Origin of the sequence: Rhizobium changzhiense (assembly GCF_013087625.1) — a bacterium.
In the GTDB taxonomy this organism is placed as follows: Bacteria; Pseudomonadota; Alphaproteobacteria; order Rhizobiales; family Rhizobiaceae; genus Rhizobium; species Rhizobium sophorae.
In genome coordinates, this window is the sequence record NZ_JABFCQ010000003.1 from 346,677 (window position 1) to 367,387 (window position 20,711).

General features: G+C 62.2%; 22 protein-coding genes. 15 read left to right on the plus strand and 7 right to left on the minus strand.

Annotated features, from left to right (window positions below):
* Window positions 1–41: 41 nt before the first annotated feature.
* On the minus strand, window positions 42–506 hold the full coding sequence (locus tag G9X68_RS16715) for an Lrp/AsnC family transcriptional regulator (protein ID WP_020047400.1): 465 nt from the start codon (window positions 504–506) through the stop codon (window positions 42–44).
* Between the two features lie 127 nt (window positions 507–633).
* Between G9X68_RS16715 and alr the strand changes: the two genes are divergently transcribed.
* From alr to G9X68_RS16730, 3 genes are all read left to right on the plus strand, one after another.
* On the plus strand, window positions 634–1,767 hold the full coding sequence (alr, locus tag G9X68_RS16720; protein ID WP_171603347.1) for an alanine racemase: 1,134 nt from the start codon (window positions 634–636) through the stop codon (window positions 1,765–1,767).
* Window positions 1,768–1,796: 29 nt separating this feature from the next.
* Window positions 1,797–3,065, plus strand: a complete 1,269-nt coding sequence (locus tag G9X68_RS16725; protein ID WP_171603348.1) for a D-amino acid dehydrogenase — start codon at window positions 1,797–1,799, stop codon at window positions 3,063–3,065.
* An 89-nt stretch (window positions 3,066–3,154) separates the two neighbouring features.
* Window positions 3,155–4,177, plus strand: coding sequence for a helix-turn-helix transcriptional regulator (locus tag G9X68_RS16730; protein WP_171603899.1), 1,023 nt, complete (start codon window positions 3,155–3,157; stop codon window positions 4,175–4,177).
* Window positions 4,178–4,261: 84 nt separating this feature from the next.
* Here G9X68_RS16730 and aptA read toward each other — a convergent pair whose 3' ends face one another.
* Window positions 4,262–5,596, minus strand: a complete 1,335-nt coding sequence (gene aptA, locus G9X68_RS16735) for an omega-aminotransferase AptA (RefSeq protein WP_171603349.1) — start codon at window positions 5,594–5,596, stop codon at window positions 4,262–4,264.
* Window positions 5,597–5,737: 141 nt separating this feature from the next.
* Between aptA and G9X68_RS16740 the strand changes: the two genes are divergently transcribed.
* Window positions 5,738–6,286, plus strand: coding sequence for a cupin domain-containing protein (locus G9X68_RS16740; protein ID WP_171376813.1), 549 nt, complete (start codon window positions 5,738–5,740; stop codon window positions 6,284–6,286).
* Here the strand turns inward: G9X68_RS16740 and G9X68_RS16745 are convergent.
* Window positions 6,283–7,065: a pyrroline-5-carboxylate reductase gene (locus tag G9X68_RS16745; protein ID WP_171603350.1), complete on the minus strand. Its 783-nt coding sequence runs from the start codon at window positions 7,063–7,065 to the stop codon at window positions 6,283–6,285. The two genes, G9X68_RS16740 and G9X68_RS16745, sit on opposite strands and share 4 nt — an antisense overlap.
* Window positions 7,066–7,069: 4 nt before the next feature.
* Window positions 7,070–7,789: a GntR family transcriptional regulator gene (locus tag G9X68_RS16750; protein ID WP_138330836.1), complete on the minus strand. Its 720-nt coding sequence runs from the start codon at window positions 7,787–7,789 to the stop codon at window positions 7,070–7,072.
* A 199-nt stretch (window positions 7,790–7,988) separates the two neighbouring features.
* On the opposite strand from G9X68_RS16750, the gene G9X68_RS16755 reads away from it, so the two are divergent.
* From G9X68_RS16755 to G9X68_RS16805, 11 genes are all read left to right on the plus strand, one after another.
* Window positions 7,989–8,822 (plus strand): substrate-binding periplasmic protein, encoded by an 834-nt coding sequence (locus G9X68_RS16755; RefSeq protein WP_171603351.1) that lies wholly within the window; start codon window positions 7,989–7,991, stop codon window positions 8,820–8,822.
* Window positions 8,823–8,882: 60 nt separating this feature from the next.
* Window positions 8,883–9,665: an amino acid ABC transporter ATP-binding protein gene (locus tag G9X68_RS16760; RefSeq protein ID WP_171603352.1), complete on the plus strand. Its 783-nt coding sequence runs from the start codon at window positions 8,883–8,885 to the stop codon at window positions 9,663–9,665.
* A 12-nt stretch (window positions 9,666–9,677) separates the two neighbouring features.
* Entirely contained in the window at window positions 9,678–10,340 is a 663-nt protein-coding gene (locus G9X68_RS16765) for an amino acid ABC transporter permease (protein ID WP_171603353.1), read from the plus strand.
* A gap of 9 nt (window positions 10,341–10,349) precedes the next feature.
* A complete protein-coding gene (locus tag G9X68_RS16770) occupies window positions 10,350–11,015 on the plus strand; it encodes an amino acid ABC transporter permease (RefSeq protein ID WP_171603354.1) in 666 nt (221 codons plus the stop codon).
* Between the two features lie 29 nt (window positions 11,016–11,044).
* On the plus strand, window positions 11,045–11,923 hold the full coding sequence (locus G9X68_RS16775; RefSeq protein WP_171603355.1) for a dihydrodipicolinate synthase family protein: 879 nt from the start codon (window positions 11,045–11,047) through the stop codon (window positions 11,921–11,923).
* Between the two features lie 54 nt (window positions 11,924–11,977).
* On the plus strand, window positions 11,978–13,216 hold the full coding sequence (locus G9X68_RS16780) for an FAD-dependent oxidoreductase (RefSeq protein WP_171603356.1): 1,239 nt from the start codon (window positions 11,978–11,980) through the stop codon (window positions 13,214–13,216).
* Window positions 13,217–13,251: 35 nt separating this feature from the next.
* Window positions 13,252–14,742 carry an aldehyde dehydrogenase family protein gene (locus G9X68_RS16785; RefSeq protein ID WP_171603900.1) on the plus strand — a complete coding sequence of 497 codons (1,491 nt, stop codon included), beginning with the start codon at window positions 13,252–13,254 and terminating at the stop codon, window positions 14,740–14,742.
* Window positions 14,739–15,773 (plus strand): proline racemase family protein, encoded by a 1,035-nt coding sequence (locus tag G9X68_RS16790; RefSeq protein ID WP_171603357.1) that lies wholly within the window; start codon window positions 14,739–14,741, stop codon window positions 15,771–15,773. The genes G9X68_RS16785 and G9X68_RS16790 overlap by 4 nt, the downstream gene beginning before the upstream one ends.
* Window positions 15,774–15,781: 8 nt before the next feature.
* Window positions 15,782–16,546 (plus strand): SDR family NAD(P)-dependent oxidoreductase, encoded by a 765-nt coding sequence (locus tag G9X68_RS16795; protein ID WP_171603358.1) that lies wholly within the window; start codon window positions 15,782–15,784, stop codon window positions 16,544–16,546.
* A gap of 71 nt (window positions 16,547–16,617) precedes the next feature.
* The gene (locus tag G9X68_RS16800; RefSeq protein WP_171603359.1) at window positions 16,618–17,373 is read left to right on the plus strand and encodes an SDR family NAD(P)-dependent oxidoreductase; all 756 of its coding nucleotides are present in this window, start codon (window positions 16,618–16,620) and stop codon (window positions 17,371–17,373) included.
* A gap of 110 nt (window positions 17,374–17,483) precedes the next feature.
* On the plus strand, window positions 17,484–18,341 hold the full coding sequence (locus G9X68_RS16805; protein WP_171603360.1) for a hypothetical protein: 858 nt from the start codon (window positions 17,484–17,486) through the stop codon (window positions 18,339–18,341).
* 28 nt (window positions 18,342–18,369) lie between these two features.
* Here G9X68_RS16805 and G9X68_RS16810 read toward each other — a convergent pair whose 3' ends face one another.
* The 3 genes from G9X68_RS16810 to G9X68_RS16820 all read right to left on the minus strand — a co-directional run bounded on the left by G9X68_RS16810 (window position 18,370) and on the right by G9X68_RS16820 (window position 20,710).
* On the minus strand, window positions 18,370–19,491 hold the full coding sequence (locus G9X68_RS16810) for a hypothetical protein (protein ID WP_171603361.1): 1,122 nt from the start codon (window positions 19,489–19,491) through the stop codon (window positions 18,370–18,372).
* A 2-nt stretch (window positions 19,492–19,493) separates the two neighbouring features.
* Window positions 19,494–20,063, minus strand: coding sequence for a hypothetical protein (locus tag G9X68_RS16815; RefSeq protein WP_244956175.1), 570 nt, complete (start codon window positions 20,061–20,063; stop codon window positions 19,494–19,496).
* A 62-nt stretch (window positions 20,064–20,125) separates the two neighbouring features.
* Window positions 20,126–20,710: a TadE/TadG family type IV pilus assembly protein gene (locus G9X68_RS16820; RefSeq protein WP_171603362.1), complete on the minus strand. Its 585-nt coding sequence runs from the start codon at window positions 20,708–20,710 to the stop codon at window positions 20,126–20,128.
* Between the last annotated feature and the right edge of the window lies 1 nt (window position 20,711).

The following is a 20,711-nucleotide window of genomic DNA, read 5'->3' on the forward strand; positions in this document are numbered from 1 at the left end:
GGACTCTCATTGGCAGGCGATTAGGCTGCCTCGTAACGCGTTTAGCGCCTGCCTCGCGTGCGCGTCGCCAGAACATTGCGGATCGAGAAGCTGGAATGAATCCTGAGGACGCCGGGCAAGGTCGACAAGATCTCTTTATGGATTCGCTCGAACTCGCCGGCATTGGCAACCTCGACGCGCAACAGATAGTCCGAACCGCCGGTCATCAGAAAACATTCCCGGATCTCGGGATGCCGGCGAACCGCCGCTTCGAGGCGGTCGAGATAATCCTCCGTTTGTCGTTCCAGGGTGATGTTGATGATCACGGCAATCATCTCATCCGCATTTCCAGTGTCGACCAGCGCCGTATAACCGCGGATCACGCCTGATTTTTCCATGATTTTGATGCGCCTGAGACAGGCCGATGGAGAGAGACCGATCTCGGCGGCGAGCTTGGCATTGCTCATGCGGGCATCGAGGCGCAGCAGTCTCAGGATATTGCGATCGATCGCGTCGAGAGCGGGCATGAGAGATCGTTCCAAGTTTTCGTTGACTATGCGAATAATGGGCAAATTGTGCAATAATCGATTGCTGAATGATAGGCAATTTCGCTCGTTATTTCATACATTCCACGAGATCGAAAAAGGGGTGGACATGGATAGCGATATTTTGGTTTCCCGCACACGAACTGCCACGACCGCGCAGGGAGCCACGGGCTATCTGACGATCGATCTTGCCGCCCTCGGCCGCAACTATCGCAAGCTGCTATCGATGCTGGCGCCGGTCCGCGCAGGCGCCGTCGTCAAGGCCGATGCCTATGGTCTCGGCGCCGAGCGGGTGGCGAGAGCGCTTTACAGTGAAGGTTGCAGGCATTTCTTCGTCGCCCAATTTGTCGAGGCCGTGAGGCTCAGGCCGGCCCTTGCACAGGACGCTCAGATTTTGGTGCTGAACGGCTTGCAGCCCGGTAACGAAATTGCCTGCGCCGAGATGGGCATCGTCCCGGTTCTCAATTCACTGGCGCAGTGGCGGCAATGGTCGGCCGCCGCGCGCATTCTGAAGCGCTGCCTGCCCGCCGTCCTGCAGTTCGACACCGGCATGTCGCGGCTCGGCTTTCCCAGGGAAGAGCGAGCAGAGCTGGCGGCGGCTCTTCGCGATGGCACCAATGTCGAAATCCTGTTCATCATGAGCCATCTGGCGTCGGCCGATGACATGGACAGCGAGCAGAACGGCGAGCAGTTTGCCGAGATGTTTCGCATCGCCGACGAATTTCCGGGCTTCGACATATCCTTTGCCAATTCCGGCGGCGTTTTCCTGGGCGACGCCTATCACGGCGTGCTTGCCCGCCCCGGCATCGCGCTTTATGGCGGCGCTCCGAACGCCGGCGAGAAGAACCCGATGGAACCGGTCGTCAGCCTCGATGTCGCCATCGTGCAGACGCGCACCGTGCCGGCGGGGGCGAAGGTCGGCTATGGCGGCGCGCATGTGACGCAACGGGAAACGCGTCTCGCCACCATTGCCGCCGGCTATGCCGATGGCCTGCCCCGGTCGCTGGGCGACCGTGGCGCCGTCTATTTCAACGGCATCCGCCTGCCGATCGTCGGCCGCGTGTCGATGGACAGCGCGACCGTCGATATCACAGCACTGCCCGAAGGCGCGCTGACCTTCGGCAGTCTCGTCGAAGTGCTTGGCCGTCATCAGACGCTCGAGGACATCGCCCGTGACGCCGGCACCATTTCTTACGAAATCCTAACCGGCCTGGGCGATCGTTACGACAGGCAATATCGCTAAGAGCCGGCGGCTCCATCATTGGGAACATCATGAAGGTCATCGTTCTAGGAGCCGGCATCGTCGGCGTCACATCCGCTTATCAGCTGGCCAAATCTGGCCATGAGGTCACGGTCGTCGACCGGCAGCCTGGTCCGGCGCTGGAGACGAGCTTTGCCAATGCCGGCGAAGTCTCCTTCGGCTATTGCTCGCCATGGGCAGCGCCCGGCATCCCCATGAAGGCCATGAAATGGCTGTTCATGAAACACGCGCCGCTAATCCTGCGCCCGAAACTCGACATGGCCATGCTTGCCTGGATGACCAGGATGCTGTCCAACTGTACCTCCGAGCGCTACGCGATCAACAAGAGCCGCATGCTGCGCCTTGCCGATTACAGCCGCATCGCGCTTGCCGAACTTCGCGCCGAGACCGGCATCGCCTATGATGAACGCATGCAGGGAACCCTGCAGCTGTTCCGCACTGAGCAGCAGCTCGAGGCTTCGGCAAAGGATGTCAAGGCGCTGGCTGCCGACGGCATTCCCTATGAGGTGCTGGACCGGGACGGCTGTATCCGCTTCGAACCGGCGCTGAAGCATGTGCGCGACAAGATTGTCGGCGGCCTGCTGACGCCGAAGGACGAGACCGGTGACTGCTTCAAGTTCACCAATGCTCTGGCCGCCAAAGCAGAGGCGCTCGGCGTCCGCTTCGCTTACGGGACGACGATCAGGGCGCTGGATATCGAGGCCGGCCGGGTGCGCGGGATCATCACCGAACGCGATCCCGATCGCGATCGTGAGCGGATGAGTGCCGAGGCGGTGGTGGTCGCGCTTGGCAGCTATTCGCCGCTGCTGCTGAAGCCACTCGGCATCCGGCTGCCGGTCTATCCCGTCAAGGGCTATTCGCTCACTATCCCGATCACCGATGCGTCACGGGCACCGGAATCGACCGTCATGGACGAAACCTACAAGATCGCCATCACCCGGCTCGGCGACCGCATCCGCGTCGGCGGCATGGCCGAAATATCGGGCTATACCAACGATCTCGGCCTGGCCCGTCGCAGCACGCTGGAACATTCGGTCACCGATCTCTTCCCCGGCGGCGATATTTCCCAGGCCTCCTTCTGGTCCGGCCTGCGCCCGATGACGCCCGATGGCACGCCGGTCATCGGCCCGACAAAGATCGCCGGCCTCTTTCTCAATACCGGCCACGGCACGCTCGGCTGGACGATGAGCACAGGTTCGGCCCGGCTCATCGGCGATCTCGTCGGCGGCCGCCAGCCGGAAATCGACGTGACGGATCTCGCCATCAGCCGCTACGGCTGAATCTGTCCTGGGGGCAACACAAATAGGAGGGATGAACATGATTGCGCAAATCCATTATCACTTGTGTACATCGTCTTTCGAGGTCACGAATGTCCGTTAATTCTCATATACATAACGATGGCAGCCTCGCCCAACAGCTGGCGGTGCAGAGCATGTTGTTTCGGGAAACGGCGCACAGCGGAACGGACCCGGATGAACTCTCGGAAATATTGTCGACACCAACCTCCCCGATCAAGGTTGCGGCCGAAGGCAATATGCCGATTGCATACCACTGCAATTTCGTCTCCGTGGGAGAAGAGGTAACGGTTGCCGATTGTACCTACGAAGGCACAATCCTGATCAGGCGGGAGGCGCCCAGCGATAGGATGATCGTTTTTCTTCCGATGGCAGGGAACGCATCCTTCGAAGGCATGCGGGAGCAAATCTATTCCGTTCCCGCGCGTGGCACGATCCTTGAGGCAGGTCGTGCCGCGGGTGCTCGCCTGTTTGGCCCCCGCCGTCATTTTGGCCTCTTCGTCGATCAGGCGAAGATCATCAGCCACCTGACGCATATGTTCGAGAGAACGATCAGCGGCGACGTCGATTTTCATCCTCACATCGATCTGACGACCGGTCCTGGGCTTGTACTCCAGCAACTTGTCTCGAGCCTCCATCGCGGCCTGAGCGGCAACGGACCGCTGCAACGGTCGCCGCTGGCCGCCGGCTCGCTCTGCGACGCGGCGATCTATCTGCTTCTGGAGACCTGCCCCAATCGTTATTCGAACGAGCTAGCCCTCCCTGCTCCGGCGCCGGCCCCACGCCATGTGAAATGGGCCATCGACTTCATGCAGGAACACATCGCCGAGCCGATTTCGCTCAACGATATCGCGATGGCAGCCAAGGTAAGCGTTCGGACTTTGCAACAGGGCTTCCGGCAGTTCAGGGATACGACCCCGATGGCCTACCTGCATGAACTTCGGATGGCCGCCGCCCATCGCGATTTGCTCGAATCCGACGCGAAGCAGGGCATCGCCGACGTGGCGCTGAGATGGGGCTTTACGCATCTGGGGCGATTTGCAGCCGAATACAGGAAGCGCTTCGGCGAGCTGCCGTCACAGACCTTGAAGCGCTGAGCTTTATCTCGGTGTGCCGGATGGTTCCGTCGACGATGGACCGGACGTCCGATCGCCGACGGGAGCGGCACGCGGGATGCAGAATTATGCCGCGCGCTTCAGCGCATCCCCGAGTGTCGAGACGATCGTGTCGATCTGGCTTTTCTCGATGATGAGCGGCGGCGAGAGGGCGATGATGTCGCCGGTTACGCGGATCAGCAGACCCTTGTTGAAGCAGTCGACGAAGACGTCGTAAGCGCGGGTTCCCGGCGCTGCGGCTCTCGGCACCAGCTCCACCGCGCCGACCAGGCCGAGATTGCGGATGTCCACCACGTTGGGCGAGCCTCGCAGCGAATGGAGAGCCTCCTGCCAGTATTCGGCGAGCACGGATGCGCGGGTCAGCAGGCCTTCCTCCTCGTAGATCTCGAGCGTCGCGAGCCCGGCCGCGCAGGCGACCGGATGGCCTGAATAGGTATAGCCATGAAAGAGTTCGATCGCATTTTCCGGTCCGACCATCAGTCCGTCATAGATCTTGCGGCTGGCAAAGACCGCGCCCATGGGAATGGCGCCGTTGGTGATGCCTTTTGCCGTGGTGATCAGGTCGGGCACGACGCCGAAATAGTCGGTTGCGAAGGGAGCGCCGAGACGCCCGAAGCCGGTGATGACCTCATCGAAGATCAGCAGGATACCGTGCTTGTCGGCGGTCGCGCGCAGTTTCTCCAGATAGCCCTTCGGTGGCAGAACCACGCCTGCTGATCCCGACATCGGCTCGACGATAACAGCCGCGATGGTTTCGGCGCCGTGCAACTGCACGAGGCGCTCGAGATCGTCCGCCAATTCGATGCCATGAGCGGGAAGACCTTTCGAAAACGCATTGCGCTCGACGTCGAGCGTGTGGCGCATATGGTCGGCCGGTATTTGCGGGTAGACCCGGCGATTGTTGACAAGGCCGCCGACGGAAATGCCGCCGAAACCGACGCCATGATAGCCCTTTTCGCGCCCGATGATCCGCGTGCGGGTGCCCTGGCCGATGGCGCGCTGGTAGGCGATGGCGATCTTCAGCGCCGTATCCACCGATTCCGAACCCGAGCCGGTGAAGAACACCCTGTCGAGCTTGGCTTCCGAACCGCCCGGCGCATTCGCGGCCAATTTCGCGGCGAAGTCGAAGGCGATCGGATGCCCCATCTGAAAGGTCGGCGCATAGTCCAGCGTTGCAAGCTGCCGCTCGACGGCCTGGGCAATCTTCTTGCGGCCATGGCCGGCGTTGCAGCACCAGAGGCCGGCCGTGCCGTCAAGCACCTGATGTCCATCGATGTCAGTGTAGTACATGCCCTCTGCTGCCGCGAGAAGCCGCGGCGTCGCCTTGAACTGCCGGTTTGCGGTGAACGGCATCCAGAAATTTTCGAGTACGGGCGCGTTCGTCTTGTTGAGCTGGTCCATCCTGGCCTCCTTGGAATGCGCCGAGAATGACAATTTCTCCTTTTCAAACAAGTCCTTTTCTTTGTCGGTGCAAGCTGTTGAAATTACACAATTTCAGCGTTATGATTTTGGATATTCTGGACAACACAAACGAACCGCACCATGTCCGTCGATATCGGCAGCCGTCTTCGCCATCTCCGCATCGCCCATAAGCTTTCCCAGCGTGAGCTTGCCAAGCGCACCGGAGTGCCCAATTCGACGATCTCGCTGATCGAATCGAACGCCTCCAATCCCTCGGTCGGGGCCTTGAAGCGAATTCTGGACGGCATCCCCATCGGCCTGGCGGAATTCTTCGCCTTCGAGCCCGAGCGTCCAAGGAAGGCCTTCTATGCGGCCGAGGAGCTGGTGGAGATCGGCAAGGGCGCCATCTCCTACAGGCAGGTTGGAGAAAACCTGTTCGGGCGAAGCCTGCAAATACTCAAGGAATGTTACCAGCCGGGCGCCGACACCGGAAAGGTTCCGCTTGTTCACGAGGGCGAAGAAGGCGGGATCGTGCTGTCGGGAAGGCTCGAGGTGACGGTCGATGACGAGCGGCGGATCCTTGGGCCGGGTGACGCCTACTATTTCGAAAGCAGGCGCCCTCACCGCTTCCGCTGCGTCGGACCGGTGCCCTGCGAAGTCATCAGCGCCTGCACGCCGCCGACGTTCTAGGTCCTGCCCTCGATCCGGGCAAGTACGCCGTCGAGTGCAGCGGTCAATGCGGCAAGGCCGCCCTTCTTCTCGAAGTCTGAGAAAACCTGCTCGTTCAGTCCGCCCTTGGTCGCGAATTCGCGGCTCAGCGCGCTGAAAGGTTCGTTGCCGGGGCTGTTCGCTTTCTGCGCAAGGCTTGCAAAGAGCGGGGCAATGTAGGCCTGTCCCTTCGCCTTTTCGAGGCCGCTTTTCTCCAGCCAGACGGCAATCTGCTCCATGATGCCGAAATAGGTCGACATCATTGCGCTCGCTGCCGCGAGAAGATCATATTCCTTCCTCGACTGGCATTGGACAGCCGTTCCGAGCGCATCAAAAAGCGCTGCGACGGCGGTATCGGGCGGATAGATGGCGGTGACGCCTTGCCGGCCTGCGACGAAGGGCAGGGGGATCGCCTGCACCAGATGCACGTCGGCGCCGATCCATTCGGACAGGGCCTGGCGCTCCGTCGCCGCAACGAGGCTGACGACCATTTGGCTATCCCTGAACGATAGCGCGCGCACGACCTCCTCGGCAACCTGCGGCCGTATTGCCAGGAACACCATGTCGCTGCGCTCGACGACGTCCTGGTTGTCCTTGGCAATTCTGACGGCGGCGAATTCGTCGGCCAGCGTCGCGGCGATGTGAGCGCTTCGTGGAGACACGTGAATCTCGGAGGCATAGGCCGGCTCAGTGAGAAGGCCGCGAACCATTGCCTCGGTAATAGCGCCGGTTCCGACGAAGCCGATACTGTCGATTTTCATTTGATTACTCCGCAGCCCGCAGCGGGCCTAACGCGACATCCGTCGTATAGTTCTCGCGCATGAAGTTGATGAAATTGTCCTGGAACTGGCGCGTATGGGCGTGGGCGAGTTCGTCGGCGAGTTCCACGTTCTTATCCCTGACCGCATTGAGCATGAGCGCGTGTTCGTCGGTCAGCAGATAGCCCTCGTGGGTTCGCTCCAGATATTCGAAATGCAGGTGGAGCATGCGCTGCCCCTGCGACAGCAGCTTCTCGTAGAACGAGGCGAGATACTGGTTTTTTCCGGCATGGGCGATTGCCATGTGGAATTCCTTGTTGGCTTCCGACATGGCGAGGTGATTGCCTGTTTTGACCGCCGCCTCGAACGACTTCAGCCGCTTGGCGATGATCTTCAGGTCAGCCTCGGTTCTGAGCGCGGCAGCAAGCCGCGTATTCATCCGCTGCGCGATGTCGAGCGCCTCCACATATTTGGGAAACGTCGCCACTTCGATCGGCGCTACGATCGTGCTCCGGTTCGAGAGTGTGACGACCAGCTCGTCGGCGCCGAGCCGGATCAGGGCTTCGCGCACCGGCGAGCGCGACATGTCGAAGCGTTCGGCGAGCGTCATCTCATCGAGAAGCTGACCGGGCGGTAGAGCGAGCGACAGGATCTCGTTACGGAGCGTCTCGTAGACGCTTTTCCAGCCGGTCCCGCGGATTCGTTTCACTTCCGATTCATCAGACACTTAAGTCCCTTTCTCTCGACGCGGGTCCCATTGGGCCAGAAAAGCCGCGTGGCGGCAATGTAATTTTTCCGCTTGACTTTGTCGACACGCTGTTGACATATCTTTCTCAGTCGACACGCAGCCGACACGAAAATAACAGAAACGGCTACAGCCGACGAGTGGAACCGCGCGCTTCGCGCACAGCAAAAGAGGAATGCCGATGCTTTCGAAGTTGATAACGTCCGCCTTGCGGGCGCTGCCCGCGCTCGCCCTGATGGGAGGTCTTTCCGCAACCGCCGCACACGCCCAGACCACTGAGGGATATTGGCAGGGCGTGCAGAAGGCGGGCACCTTGCGTTGCGGCGCGGCCGTCGCGCCGCCCTATGTCATGCGCGACCCGGCGACGGGTGAATATTCCGGCTTCTTCGCCGATCTCTGCAAGGAATTCGCCGATGTCCTGAAGGTGAAGCCCGAATTCGTCGATACGACCTGGGACAATATCGTCGCCGGCCTGCAAGCCGGCAAATGGGATCTATCGCTGGCGCTGAACCGGACGCCGACGCGCGCCATGGCCGTGCAGTTCTCGATCCCGGCGATGGAGTACCAGATCTCGCTCGCCTATAACAAAAACAATCCGAAGATTGCGGCCGGCGCCGCTTCGGTCGCCGATATCGACAAGGCTGGCGTGACGCTCGCCGTCATGTCCGGCACGGCGCAGGACAAGGCCATTTCCGCAGCGGTGAAGAACGCCACGGTCATGCGTCTTCCCGGCAATGACGAGACCCGCCTGGCGGTTACCTCGAAGCGTGCCGACATCCTGGTCGACGCCTCCGACACCAACCAGCTCTTCACCCAGTCGAACCCGGAATGGGCAGTGGCGCTCAACCCGACGCCGGCCCTCGCCAAGCAGGGCGTCGCTTTCGGTCTGCCGCACAATCTTTCGGCTGCCGACGTCGAGGTGGTCGATATCTTCCTCGAAGAGAAGGTCGCGACCGGTCACGTCGACGAGCTGATCAAGAAGGCGGTCGACGACGTGCTCAAGGGCGCAAAGTAATCTCACCGGCCGGTGCGACATTCGCGCCGGCCCTTCCAGCTTCGATCATCGGAGATTGGCATGACCACGTCCTTCAGCCTTCCCCTCGTGAAAATGCAGGCGCTCCACAAAAGCTATGGCAACGGAGCAATCCAGGTGCTGAAAGGCATCGACATCGAAATGAAGCCCGGCGAACGCGTCGTCGTCATCGGCCCCAGCGGCGGCGGCAAGAGCACGCTGCTGAGAGTGATGATGGGGCTGGAGCAGATCGACAGCGGGTCGATCAATTTCGATGGAAAGCCGTATATTTCTTCCGAAGCGGTGAGCAGGAAGACCCAGATCGACACCAATGTCCGCCGTTCGATCGGCATGGTCTTTCAGCACTATACGCTGTTTCCGCATCTGAACGTCACCCAGAACCTGATCCTCGCTCCCTGCAAGGTGCGCGGGGAAGCCAAGGCGAAGGCCGCGGCCCGCGCCCAAGCGCTGCTCGAGCGCTTCGGGCTCGGCGCCAAGGCCAATGCCTATCCGGCCCAGCTTTCCGGCGGACAGAAGCAGCGCGTCGCGATTGCCCGCGCGCTCATGCTCGACCCGAAGCTGATGCTTTTCGACGAAGTCACCTCGGCTCTGGATCCGGAGCTCGTCAGCGAAGTGGAGCAGGTCATCCTGCAGCTCGCCGCCCAGGACATGCCGATGATGATCGTCACCCACGACATGTGGTTCGCCAAAAACATCGCCTCCCGCGTGATCTTCTGCGCCGGTGGCGTGGTCGTCGAGGATGGCCCTCCCGAGCAGGTGCTCGGCGCGCCGCGCGAGGAGCGCACCAAGGAATTCATCGACCGCGTCTTCCATATCAAGCAGTAGGGAGGGGCAACCATGAACTACACGTTCGACTTCAACGCGGTCTCGCTGGCTCCGCTTCTGCAGGGGCTGTGGGTTTCGCTGGAACTGACCGCTGCGGCGAATGTCATCGGCATCGTCTTCGGCTTTGCGCTCGCACTTCTGATCATGAGCCCCTACCGGGTTCTGCGGCTGCCCTTCATGCTGTTCGTCGAATTCTTCCGCTGCACGCCCGCCATCGTCCAGATCGTCTGGATATTCTACTGCGTGCCGATGCTGTTCGACGTCTTCCTCGACCCGGTGACGATGGGCATCATGGCGCTCGGGCTCAATCTGATGGCGTTCAACGCCGAGGCCTACCGGGCGTCCATCCAGGCGGTGCCGCGCGAGCAGTTCGACGCCGGCATCGCGCTCGGTCTCAATCCGTTGCAGCGGGTGCTCTACATCGTCTTCCCGACGGCCTTCCGCGCGTCGATCCCGGTGCTGCTGACCAACGGCATCGTCATCTTCCAGCAGAGCGCGCTGGTCGCGATCGTGGCGGTCCAGGACCTGATGTACCAGGGCAAGACGCTGGCCACCGAGACCTATCGGCCGATTGAGACTTTCACCGTCGTCGCTCTCATCTATTTCGCCGTGTCCTTCCCGATAACCCAGATCGTCGGCCTGCTCGAACGCCGCCGTCAGATCCTCGTCAGCTAGGAGGCCAGAATGACGCTCGACTTCTCGATCCTGCTGCGTTTCGAAAACGCACTTCTGCTCGGCCTGTGGATGACGATCAAGCTGACGGTCATCTGCATCGTGCTCGGATGCACCCTCGGCTTTCTCGTCGGCCTGATGAGGACGTCACGCAACCTCGCGCTTCGAGCGGCCTCGGGCGCCTATGTCGAGTTCTTCCGCGGAACGCCGGTCCTTATCCAGCTCTTCTGGATCTTCTTCTGCCTGCCGCTGCTCCTCGGCGTCGAACTCTCGAACATGGTGTCCGGCGTCATCGCGCTGACTCTCTATATGGGGGCGATCACCAGCGAGACCTTTCGGGCGAGCCTCAAGTCGATCGGCCGGGAGCAACTGGACGCTTGCGTCGCCCTCGGCCTGCCGCGCAGGAGCCAGGTGATAAACGTCGTGCTGCCGCAGGCGGTGCTGCGCGCAATCCCAACGCTGCTGTCGAACTGCGTCAGCCTCTTCAAGGAAAGCGCCCTGGTCTCGGCCGTCGGCATGGCGGACCTGATGTTCGTCGGCCAGAACATCTCGAACAACACGGCCCGTCCCGTCGAAGTGCTGACGGTTGTCGCCCTCATCTACTTCGTCATCGCCTTCCCACTCACGCGGGCCGTCTCCCTCATCGAGGGGCGCATTCTCAAGAAGCTCGCAATCTAATCAGTCTTTCCCAGGACAGGAGAAATTCCATGAAACTTTCCGGCGTCATGCCCGCGCTCATCACTCCCTTCGACGCAAACAATAGGATCGACTTCAAGGCGTTCGAAAGGCTTCTGACGCATCTTCGCGAGGCAGGGGTCACCGGCTGGGTTCCAAACGGGTCGACGGGAGAGTATTTCAGCCAGTCCAGGGAAGAGCGCCGCGACGTGCTGCAGTTCGTCAAGGATTCTGCCAGGCCGGGCGAAATTCTGATCGCCGGCACCAATGCGCCCGCCACCCGCGAGGTGATCGAGCAGACGGCGATGGCCAGGGATATCGGCTATGACATGGTCCTGCTGGCGCCGCCATTTTATACCCGTCCGACACAAGCGGAGCTCATCAAGCACTACGAGGCCGTCCTCGGCGCCGTCGATGTGAGCCTCGTGCTTTATTCCTATCCGGCCAAGGATGGTTCGGACATCAGTTTCGAGCTGATGGATCATTTTGCCGATAATCCGCGCGTGATCGGGATCAAGGAAAGCTCGGGCGTGCTGCAGCGCGCGATCGACATCGCCAGCCGCTATGAAGGCAAGATCCAGCTTGTCAGCGGCTCTGACGATATCGCGCTCGACTTCATGTTCTGGGGCGCGGAAAGCTGGATCTGCGGACCGTCGAACTGCATGGCCAAGGCCTGCTGTGACCTCGACCGCACGTTCCGATCTGGCGATCTGGGTAAAGCGCGCGAGCAGATGAAAACGCTCTACCGGGCGATGAACATCCTCGAAAGCGGCAAGTTCGTGCAGAAGATCAAGTATGGCTGCGAGCTTCAGGGCTTGCCCGTGGGTGTATGCCGCGCCCCACTCGGTGAACTGACACCGGAGGAAAAGGCCGAATTCAAGGCCGCGATGCAGCCGATCCTCAATCGGTAACAGATCTGGAGCGGCCAAGCCGCGCCAGGGACCACTGAAATTGTGAGGTTTGCCGTGTCATCCATCGTGGTCGTCGGCGCCGGCATTATCGGCGTCACCATCGCCTATGAACTCCAGCGCCGCGGCCTTTCCGTGACGCTTGTCGATCGCGACGCGCCGGGCCGCGGCGCTTCCTACGGCAACATGGCAAGTATCGCCGTCACCGAGTTCATGCCGGCCTCGCGGCCCGGCATCTGGGCGCAGATGCCGAAATGGCTGCTCGATCCGGAGGGGCCGGTGCGCATCCGGCCCGGTTACATGCCGAAACTGATCCCGTGGTTCCTCAGGTTCCTCGCCGCCAGCCGTCCCTCGAAGCTGCGGGCGCTGGAGGCGGCCGGCGCCGCGCTTTGCCGACGCGTCTACGAAGACCTGGACGCGCTGCTGAAGGAGACCGGCCTGACGCACATGCTGACGGCCGAGGGGTGCCTCAGCCTCTATGCCGACGAGGCCGAATTCAAGGCCGATCGGGAGCATATGGAAATCCTGGAGCGCTTGGGCTTCAGGCACGAAATTCTCGGCGGCAACGCCATCCGCGATCTCGAGCCTTTTTTGACGACGAAGATCGGCAAGGCGGTGCTCTTTCCCGACAACCGGTCGATCACCGACCCCTACAGGCTGGTCATCACTCTGTCTGAAAGATTTCAGGCGCTTGGCGGCAAGATCGTTCAGGGTGACGTCGTCGATTTCGATCAGGGCGAGGCCGGCGTCTCCGCTCTGCGGCTGGCGGATGGGCGCAGTGTTGCGGCGGATGAGGTGGTGCTTGCGGCCGGCGCCTTCACCGCAAGGCTTTCTGCGCTGCTGCGCGAACATATCCCGCTCGAAACCGAGCGCGGCTATCACACACAGATCATGGAGCCCGGTATCTCGATGCGCCATTCGATCATCTGGCCGGCGCGCGCCTTCATGGTCACGCCGACGGCGGGCGGCATCCGCGTCGGCGGCACGGTCGAGATGGCCGGCCTCGACGCGTCCCCGGATTATCGGCGCGCGAAGATCCTGGTGAAGCGGGCTCAGGAGGCATTGCCGGATCTACAGGTCCGGCAGGCGACGGAGTGGATGGGGCATCGCCCGGCGCTGCCTGACACCGTTCCGGTCATGGGGCCTTCCGCCAAGCGCCGCAACGTCTGGTACGCAACCGGCCACGGACATCTCGGCCTTACCTATGCGGCCACGACCGGCCGTCTGATGGCCGACCTCATCACAGGCGTTCAGCCGCCCGTGGATATGAAACCCTATCGCGTCCATCGCTTCTGAGAGCGGTGCCTGGCGCAAGGAGAATGGGAGTGAACATGCGAAGCGAACTCTATATCGACGGAAAATGGGTGAAGCCGGTTAAGGGCGGCGCCTGCGAGGTGACCAACCCCGCGACGGAGGAGGTGATCCAGACGATCGGAGCCGCAACAGCCGAAGATGTCGATCTCGCCGTCAAAGCGGCTCGCCGGGCCTTCGACAAGGACGGCTGGCCGAAGCTGACGGGCGCCCAGCGTGCCAGATATCTCCGCGCGATTGCGAACGGAATCCGTGCCCGCCAGGCCGAGATCGCCCGCCTCGAAGTTCTCGACAACGGTAAGCCGTTGCCCGAGGCCGACTGGGATGTCGCCGACGCGGCGGGCTGCTTCGATTTCTATGCGGGTCTGGCCGAACAGCTCGACAACAATCCCGAGGAGGCGATCGCGCTTCCCGATCAGCGCTTCACCTCCAAGGCGGTGCGCGAGCCGATTGGCGTGGCCGGCGCGATCATTCCCTGGAACTATCCGCTGCTGATGGCGGCATGGAAGGTTGCTCCCGCGCTTGCCGCCGGCTGCACCGTGGTGCTGAAACCGGCCGAACTGACATCGCTGACGGCGCTCGAACTGGCGGCAGTCGCCGACGAAGCTGGGCTGCCTGCGGGTGTCCTCAACATCGTAACCGGCGCTGGCTCGATCGCCGGCCAGGCGATTATCGATCACAAGCAAGTGGATAAACTCGCCTTTACCGGCTCCGGCCCGGTCGGCTCGAAAATCATGGCGGCCGCCGCCCGCGATATGAAGCGCGTCAGCCTGGAGCTCGGCGGCAAGTCGCCCTTCGTCGTCTTCGAGGACGCCGATATCGACGAGGCCGTCGAGTGGATCATGTTCGGCATCTTCTGGAACCAGGGCCAGGTCTGCTCGGCGACATCAAGAGTCCTTGTGCAGGACACCATCTACGAGCGTTTGCTCGCGCGTCTGGTCGAGGAAACGAACAAGATCAAAATCGGCAATGGTCTGGACGAGGGTGTGCTGCTTGGGCCGCTGGTTTCCAAGCGTCAGCACGAGCAGGTCGTCGCGACGATCGAGGAGGCGCGGCAGGCCGGCGCGACCGTCGCCTGCGGCGGCGCCCGCCCTGAAGGGTTCGACAAGGGTTACTACCTCCAGCCGACCGTTCTGACCGACGTTCCGCTCGACAGCGCCGCCTGGGTGGAAGAGATCTTCGGACCCGTCGTCTGCATCCGGCCGTTCAAATCAGAAGCGGAGGCGGTCGAACTCGCCAATGATTCCCGCTTCGGCCTCGCCGCCGCCGTCATGTCGAAGGACGACATCAGGGCCGAGCGCGTCGCCGCCGCTTTCCGCGCCGGCATCGTCTGGATCAACTGCTCGCAGCCGACCTTCACCGAAGCCCCCTGGGGCGGCTACAAAGAATCCGGCATCGGCCGCGAACTCGGCCGCTGGGGTCTCGACAACTATCTCGAGACCAAGCAGATCACCCGCTTCGTCAGCGAGGATCCCTGGGGCTGGTACATCAAGCCGGAGGCGGCCGAATGAACTGGAACCGAAGCCTCGATCTGCTGCAGGTTCACTGCCAGGGTGAGATCGGCAAGGTCATCGTCTCAGGCGCGCCTGAGATACCGGGCGCGACGATGCTCGACAAGATGAACCACATCAACACGGTCGACGACAGCCTGCGTCGCTTCGTGACCTTCGAGCCGCGCGCCAATGTCGCCATGTCGGTGAACCTGCTCATCGCGCCGACATGCGCCGATGCGGATGCCGGCTTCATCGTCCTCCAGGCCGACCGCGCCCATCCGATGTCCGGCAGCAACTGCATCTGCGTGGTCACCGCGCTCCTCGAAAGTGGAACGGTGCCGATGTCGGAGCCGGAGACGGTGGTTCGCCTGGATACGCCGGCCGGCCTCATCGTTGCGCGCGCTATCTGCCGTGAAGGCCGCTGCCTGTCGGTAAGTCTCGACAACGTGCCGAGCTTTGCCGAGGCGCTGGACCGGGAGGTGGAGACGCCGAAATGGGGCCGCATCAAGATCGACGTCGCTTTCGGCGGCGTCTATTATGCGCTTGTCGATGTCGATCAGCTCGGCCTCGATATTACGCCTCCCAATGCCCGGCTGCTGGCGGAAGCCGGGATCGAACTCAAGTCGTTGCTTGCAGACCAGATTTCTGTCGCCCATCCCGTGCTGCACGGCGTCGATGAGATCGCTTACGTGATGTTTCGCGGACAGGAACCAGATGGGGCAGTGCGGACCTGTACGACGCTGCAGCCCGGCCGCGTCGATCGCTCGCCCTGCGGAACCGGCAGTTCGGCCAACCTTGCCACGCTCTACGCCAGGGGCGAGGTCTCCGTCGGCGACCGCAGGACGTCGAGGTCGATCATCGGCGGCGAATTCCTGGCGGAGGCGATCGGAGAGACCGAGGTGGGCGGCCGCCGCGCCGTGTTGCCGCGAATAACTGGCCGGGCCTATGTCTACGGTCGCGAACAGCTCCGCTTGTCCGACGACGATCCCTTCACGGCGGGATTTGCGCTGTCCGACACCTGGGGACCCCAGGTCGGTTTGCTGGGTTAGGAGCCGCCATGTCTCACCTTCAACCGCTGGCCGGCCAGACGGTCCTCATCACCGGGGCGTCGGGCGGTATCGGCGCAGCCATCGCCGAGCGCCTGTCTGCCGAAGGAGCCCGACCCATCATCCATTACGGGCGCGACAGGGAAGCGGCGGAAGCCCTGCTGCGCAAGATCGGCGGAGACGGCCTGATCGTCCAGGCCGACCTCTCCAGCCCGGACGGCGCCTTCTCGCTGTGGCGCGATGCGCTCGCGGCGGCGGGGCGCATCCATGCCGTGGTCAACAATGCCGGCATCCGCACCGAGATTTCGGTCGACGCCGATCCTGCCGACTGGCGGGCCGCCTGGCAGAAGGAGTTCCAGGTGAATTTCTTTGCGGCGGCCGACCTCTGCAAGGAGGCGCTCGTGCATTTCCGGCAGAATGGCGGCGGCCGGATCGTCAATATGGCAAGCCGCGCCGGCCAGCGCGGATATGCCGCCGACGCAATGCCCTACGGCGCGACCAAGGCGGCGCTGATCAATCTGACCAAGTCGATCGCAAGAAGCTTCGGGCGCGACGGCGTCGTCGCCGTCTCCATCGCGCCGGGATGGGTGCGCACCGACATGGCCGAGGACTTCGTGGCGAGGCACGGCAAGGATGCTGCGGTCGGCGATATCCCGATCGGCGAGATGGCCGAAACGGGGGAGATCGCCGAACTGGTGGCGTTCCTGCTTCGGCCTTCGCAGGCCTCGGTTAACGGGGCGACTTTCGACATAAACGGCGGCAGCTACATCAGATAGAGCAATTCGAGCAAAGGTGCGCAGCCGTTTTGCGTCCGGAATTGCATAAAGACAAAGGGAGAGGTTCCGAGATGAAAAGATTTCTGGGCAAGGTCGCCGTCGTGACGGGCGGCGGAGGCGGCATAGGATCGGCCATCTGCAAGAGACTGGCCGATGAGGGCGCTTTCGTGGTGGTGACGGATACGAATGCGCAGGCGGCAAGCGAGGTCGCCTCCGGCATAGAGGCCGTCGGCGGATCGGCAACCGCCATCGGAGCCGATATCTCCCGGAAGCTGGAATGCGTCGACCTCATCGAGAAAGCCTTTGCGATCAAGGGCCGGCTGGACGTGCTGGTCAACAATGCCGGCATCAACCGGCGCGGAAACCTGCTGTCCCTGTCGGATGAAGACTGGCGGACGAGCTTCGCGGTCAATCTGGACTCGATGTTCCATCTCTGCCGTGCGGCCTTGCCGCACATGATCAATGCCGGTGGCGGCGCGATCGTCAACACGGCCTCGCAATGGGGGCTCTACCCCGCGCCGAACCACATCGCCTACAACACGACGAAGGCGGCAGTCGCCGCCTTCACCCAGAACCTCGCCCGCGACTATGCGCCCGACAAGGTCCGGGTCAATGCCGTCTGCCCCGGTGAAATCCATACGCCGATGCTCGAAGCCGGTGTTGCGCGCACTGGGCGGACGATCGCCGATCTCGATAGGCTCGTCCCCTACGGCCGTATCGGCAGGCCGGATGAGGTGGCAGCCCTCGTTGCTTTCCTTGCATCGGATGAGGCGGCTTTCATGTGCGGCTCGCTCGTGGAAATCACCGGCGCGCAAGCCGTGGCTTGAAAGGCTCGGCATGCCGACTGTCGGATGCTTGATCCTGCTTTCGTTTTTGATTTCATCCGTTTACAAGGCGAGGAGGCTGCGAACATTCGACTGAACGGAAGGCATCGATCTTGAATCTCCTGCGGCGCGCGCTCTTGGCTTCTATCGGGTCGATGATCGCCTGGAAACCGTTATCGGCCACGGAATCCAGCCCGGATTCCGGCGAGGAAACGGCGACCCGAACCGAGGCGGAGGAAACGTCGGTGACGCCCCGGCATGCCTTATGTTTTCTCGGCAAGCAAGGTGATCTCAGCCAGTTGTCCGACGCGGCGTCGCAGGCGATCCGTGATTTCGCCACGGGCTTCAGCATCGACGAGGACTATTCCCAGGCGGAACCTGATGACCGTATGAGCCAGTCATTCGCCGTGTGCTGGGATCGGGTCGAAGCCGATGCGTGGAGCCCGGCAGACGAGGATGCCGTCGCCGATCATCAGTCGGTCCTCTATGTCCTCGGGCCGAGCATGGCGCAGGCGGAGACGGTGAAGGTTTCGATGCTGGCGCTACGCCTCATCGAGCGATTGATCGATGCGGGAGCGGTTGCGGTAAAGGGCGAAAGCGCCGGCATTGCCCATGGGCTCGAGCGATGGAGAGAGCTGATCCGGCAAGGCGCCGCCGCTGTGAAAGCCGCGGACTCTCTTGCCCAGCAGCGGATCGGCCGGCTGGCCTTCGCGAAGCGGCCGCTCTCTGCACGGGGGTATCTGGAGAGCGTCGGCTTCCATCTCGTCGGATTGCCGGATATCTATGTGCCTGAGACGGCCGGCAGCGAAAGGCAGGTCGTTGCCATCATCGATGCGGTTGCCGTGGAGATCGCCGAGCGGGGGCTCGACCTGACGTTGAAGGAACGCCACGCAAGCCTCTCCTTCGATTCCACCTACGAAGTGGACGAGTTCAAGTTCAATCCATACGGCATCGTCAGGCTCCCGGAGTGAGCCGGGGTTCGATGTCGGGTTTGGCCGCTCAATAAAGGCTGTAGTGATAATCGTAGCTGCGGAACCAGAGCCGCGGTTTTTTCGGCCCGTCGAAACTGAGCTGCAGCAGACTGCGCGGATGGGCGCTGTCGATGATCAGTTCGTCCTCGGTCTCGGGATAAGCGGCCTGGGACAGCGCGAAGCGCTGGAACACGTTGGTGAGCGCGGCTTCCGCGCTCTTCGGTTGATACTCTTCGTCGAGCAGCAGCTCGGGCTCGTCTATGTGCTCCTGATGCAGCCAGTACCAGACGCCCTCGTTGGGTGTGGCCGGTCGGGCGCCGGGGTTGCCCTTGTCTCCCCATGTGTTGGCCGGCTCGTGCAGGCTGACGCCTGCCGGATCCCAGGCGAGGGCGCCAAGGCCATCGCCTACCTCGATGAACACCGCCACGCTGCGGTCGTAGCGAGCCAGTACGGTCTCCGGCAGCAACGTGTCCAATGCGGTTGGGCCGCCGCTGCGCGTATAACCCCAACCCTTGAGCAGCATTTCGCTCACCGTGCCAAGATCCTGTGGCGCCAGGAAATAGGAGTCGTCGATCTGTATGTCCGCTTCGCCCAGCAGTTGGCGCAGCGGCGCGGGCAGTTGAACATGCAGGCGTCGTTCCAGCTGCTGGAAAGCCGCTTCCGCCGTCGTGCCGGCGGGCAGCCGAGGAGCGGCCACTTCCGCCAGTTCGGTTTTCTCGGCAAAAGCCCGCACCCGTTCGATCATTGGCCGTGAGCGGTCATAGAGCGGCGCCGAAATCGGGGCCATGTCGCGCACGGTCCATGTCTTCGAGAACGATCCCGCCCGGCCCTCGGCATCCCTCAGCGAGCCGCGCAGTTGCAGCCGCTTCAGCCCCGGAGGCAAGTCGAACACCAGTGCGGGCAGTTTTTTCAAGCCGGGAAGCGTCGCCGTGTCGTTCAGCTGGGCCACCACCTTGCCATCCAACACGACGTCAGCGCTCACCTGCTCTCCGTCACCGAGCCAAGGGTGGATGCCAGCCCTGCCTTCACGGCCTTCGGCCTTCTGCGGAGGTTGGTTCGCCGCCGCCGCAGTCATGCTGGCCCCAAACATTGCCGACAGTGCTGCCCATAGCCCTGCCAGAAAGGATCGCCGTTGCAGCCTCTCGCTCATGCTCAATCCGTCTGCAGTTCCAGTGTCTTGGCAAGCTCTTCGTAAAGGTGGGCGGATCCCGCATTGTTCTCGCCAGCATATTTGGCGCTGACCGACCGCGCGGCCTCAGTTGCGATACGAAAGGCGTCTATCCGCTTCTGCGGGTCAGGCTCGGCTCCGCCGCCGATGTCGCCATTGCTGAAACTGCCGGCTCTGTATCCCTCGGTCAGATCGACGACGCCGATCTGGGGGACCCCATCCTTCATCCGACCGAAGAAGGCAGGCCCGGGCCGGTCGCCATCCCGGCGACGCAGCATCCCTTCTCCGGACGCCTTGCCGTCGACACAGGCTCCGATCCAGAAGGTGGGGCCGCTGGTCAGGGATGTCGGCGCGACGAATTTACAATGACTGCCCGGGTCCTCGGACCAATGAAGATCGGCCGGTGCTGCCCCGCCAGTGCCATTCAAATACAAAATCATCACCAGGGCGATCGGCACGATAACAGGCGACCGCCGTATGCCGCCGAAAACTCGTTTTGCCATGATTCGTGCTCCCGTGGTGAAGGGCCCTTCCATATCGTCCACAATCACCATTGTCATGGCTTATTGGTTGACAATTCGGCGGACCTCCAGCCGATTGCGACAGACCCAGCAGCTCAATTGTAAGTGATCTTGTCGCCGACTCTCGGGCGATTGAAATAATGGCGATCGAAGCTGTAACCATTCTGCCCGGTGAAGTTTGAAAAGAACGCCGAGACCGGCGTCGTCAATGTGTACTGCACCCGGGTCAGCACCACCTGCACGCCGTCATCCTGGATCTCCGAAGGGATCTCGATTGTGCTCGCCGAGCCGGAGGTAAGTGCGGAGGTGTTGAGCGCTGCAGACCAGTTGACCGTCGCGCTGCCGCTCTTGGCGATGTCGTCCACCGCGAGAGTGATCGTCAGCCCCGTCGTGTCATAGGGCTGCAGGATGAAGCTGGCGCCGGAGAGAAGCTTGGTGACATCGGACTTCGTCCAGGAGCCCTGCTGTGAAATCATGTCGCCTGTGGAAGAGGCGATCTCATCTATCTTCCGGCTGACTGTGAGTGCATGGCCGAGATCGACGGTGCCGAACAAGAGCATCACCAGGATCGGCAATACGAGGGCGAATTCCACGCCCGAAGCTGCCGACCGGTCGCGCATGAGATGACGGGCGCGGGATCGGGCTAAGCGGAAGAACGACAGGCTCCGTTTTATGATCATG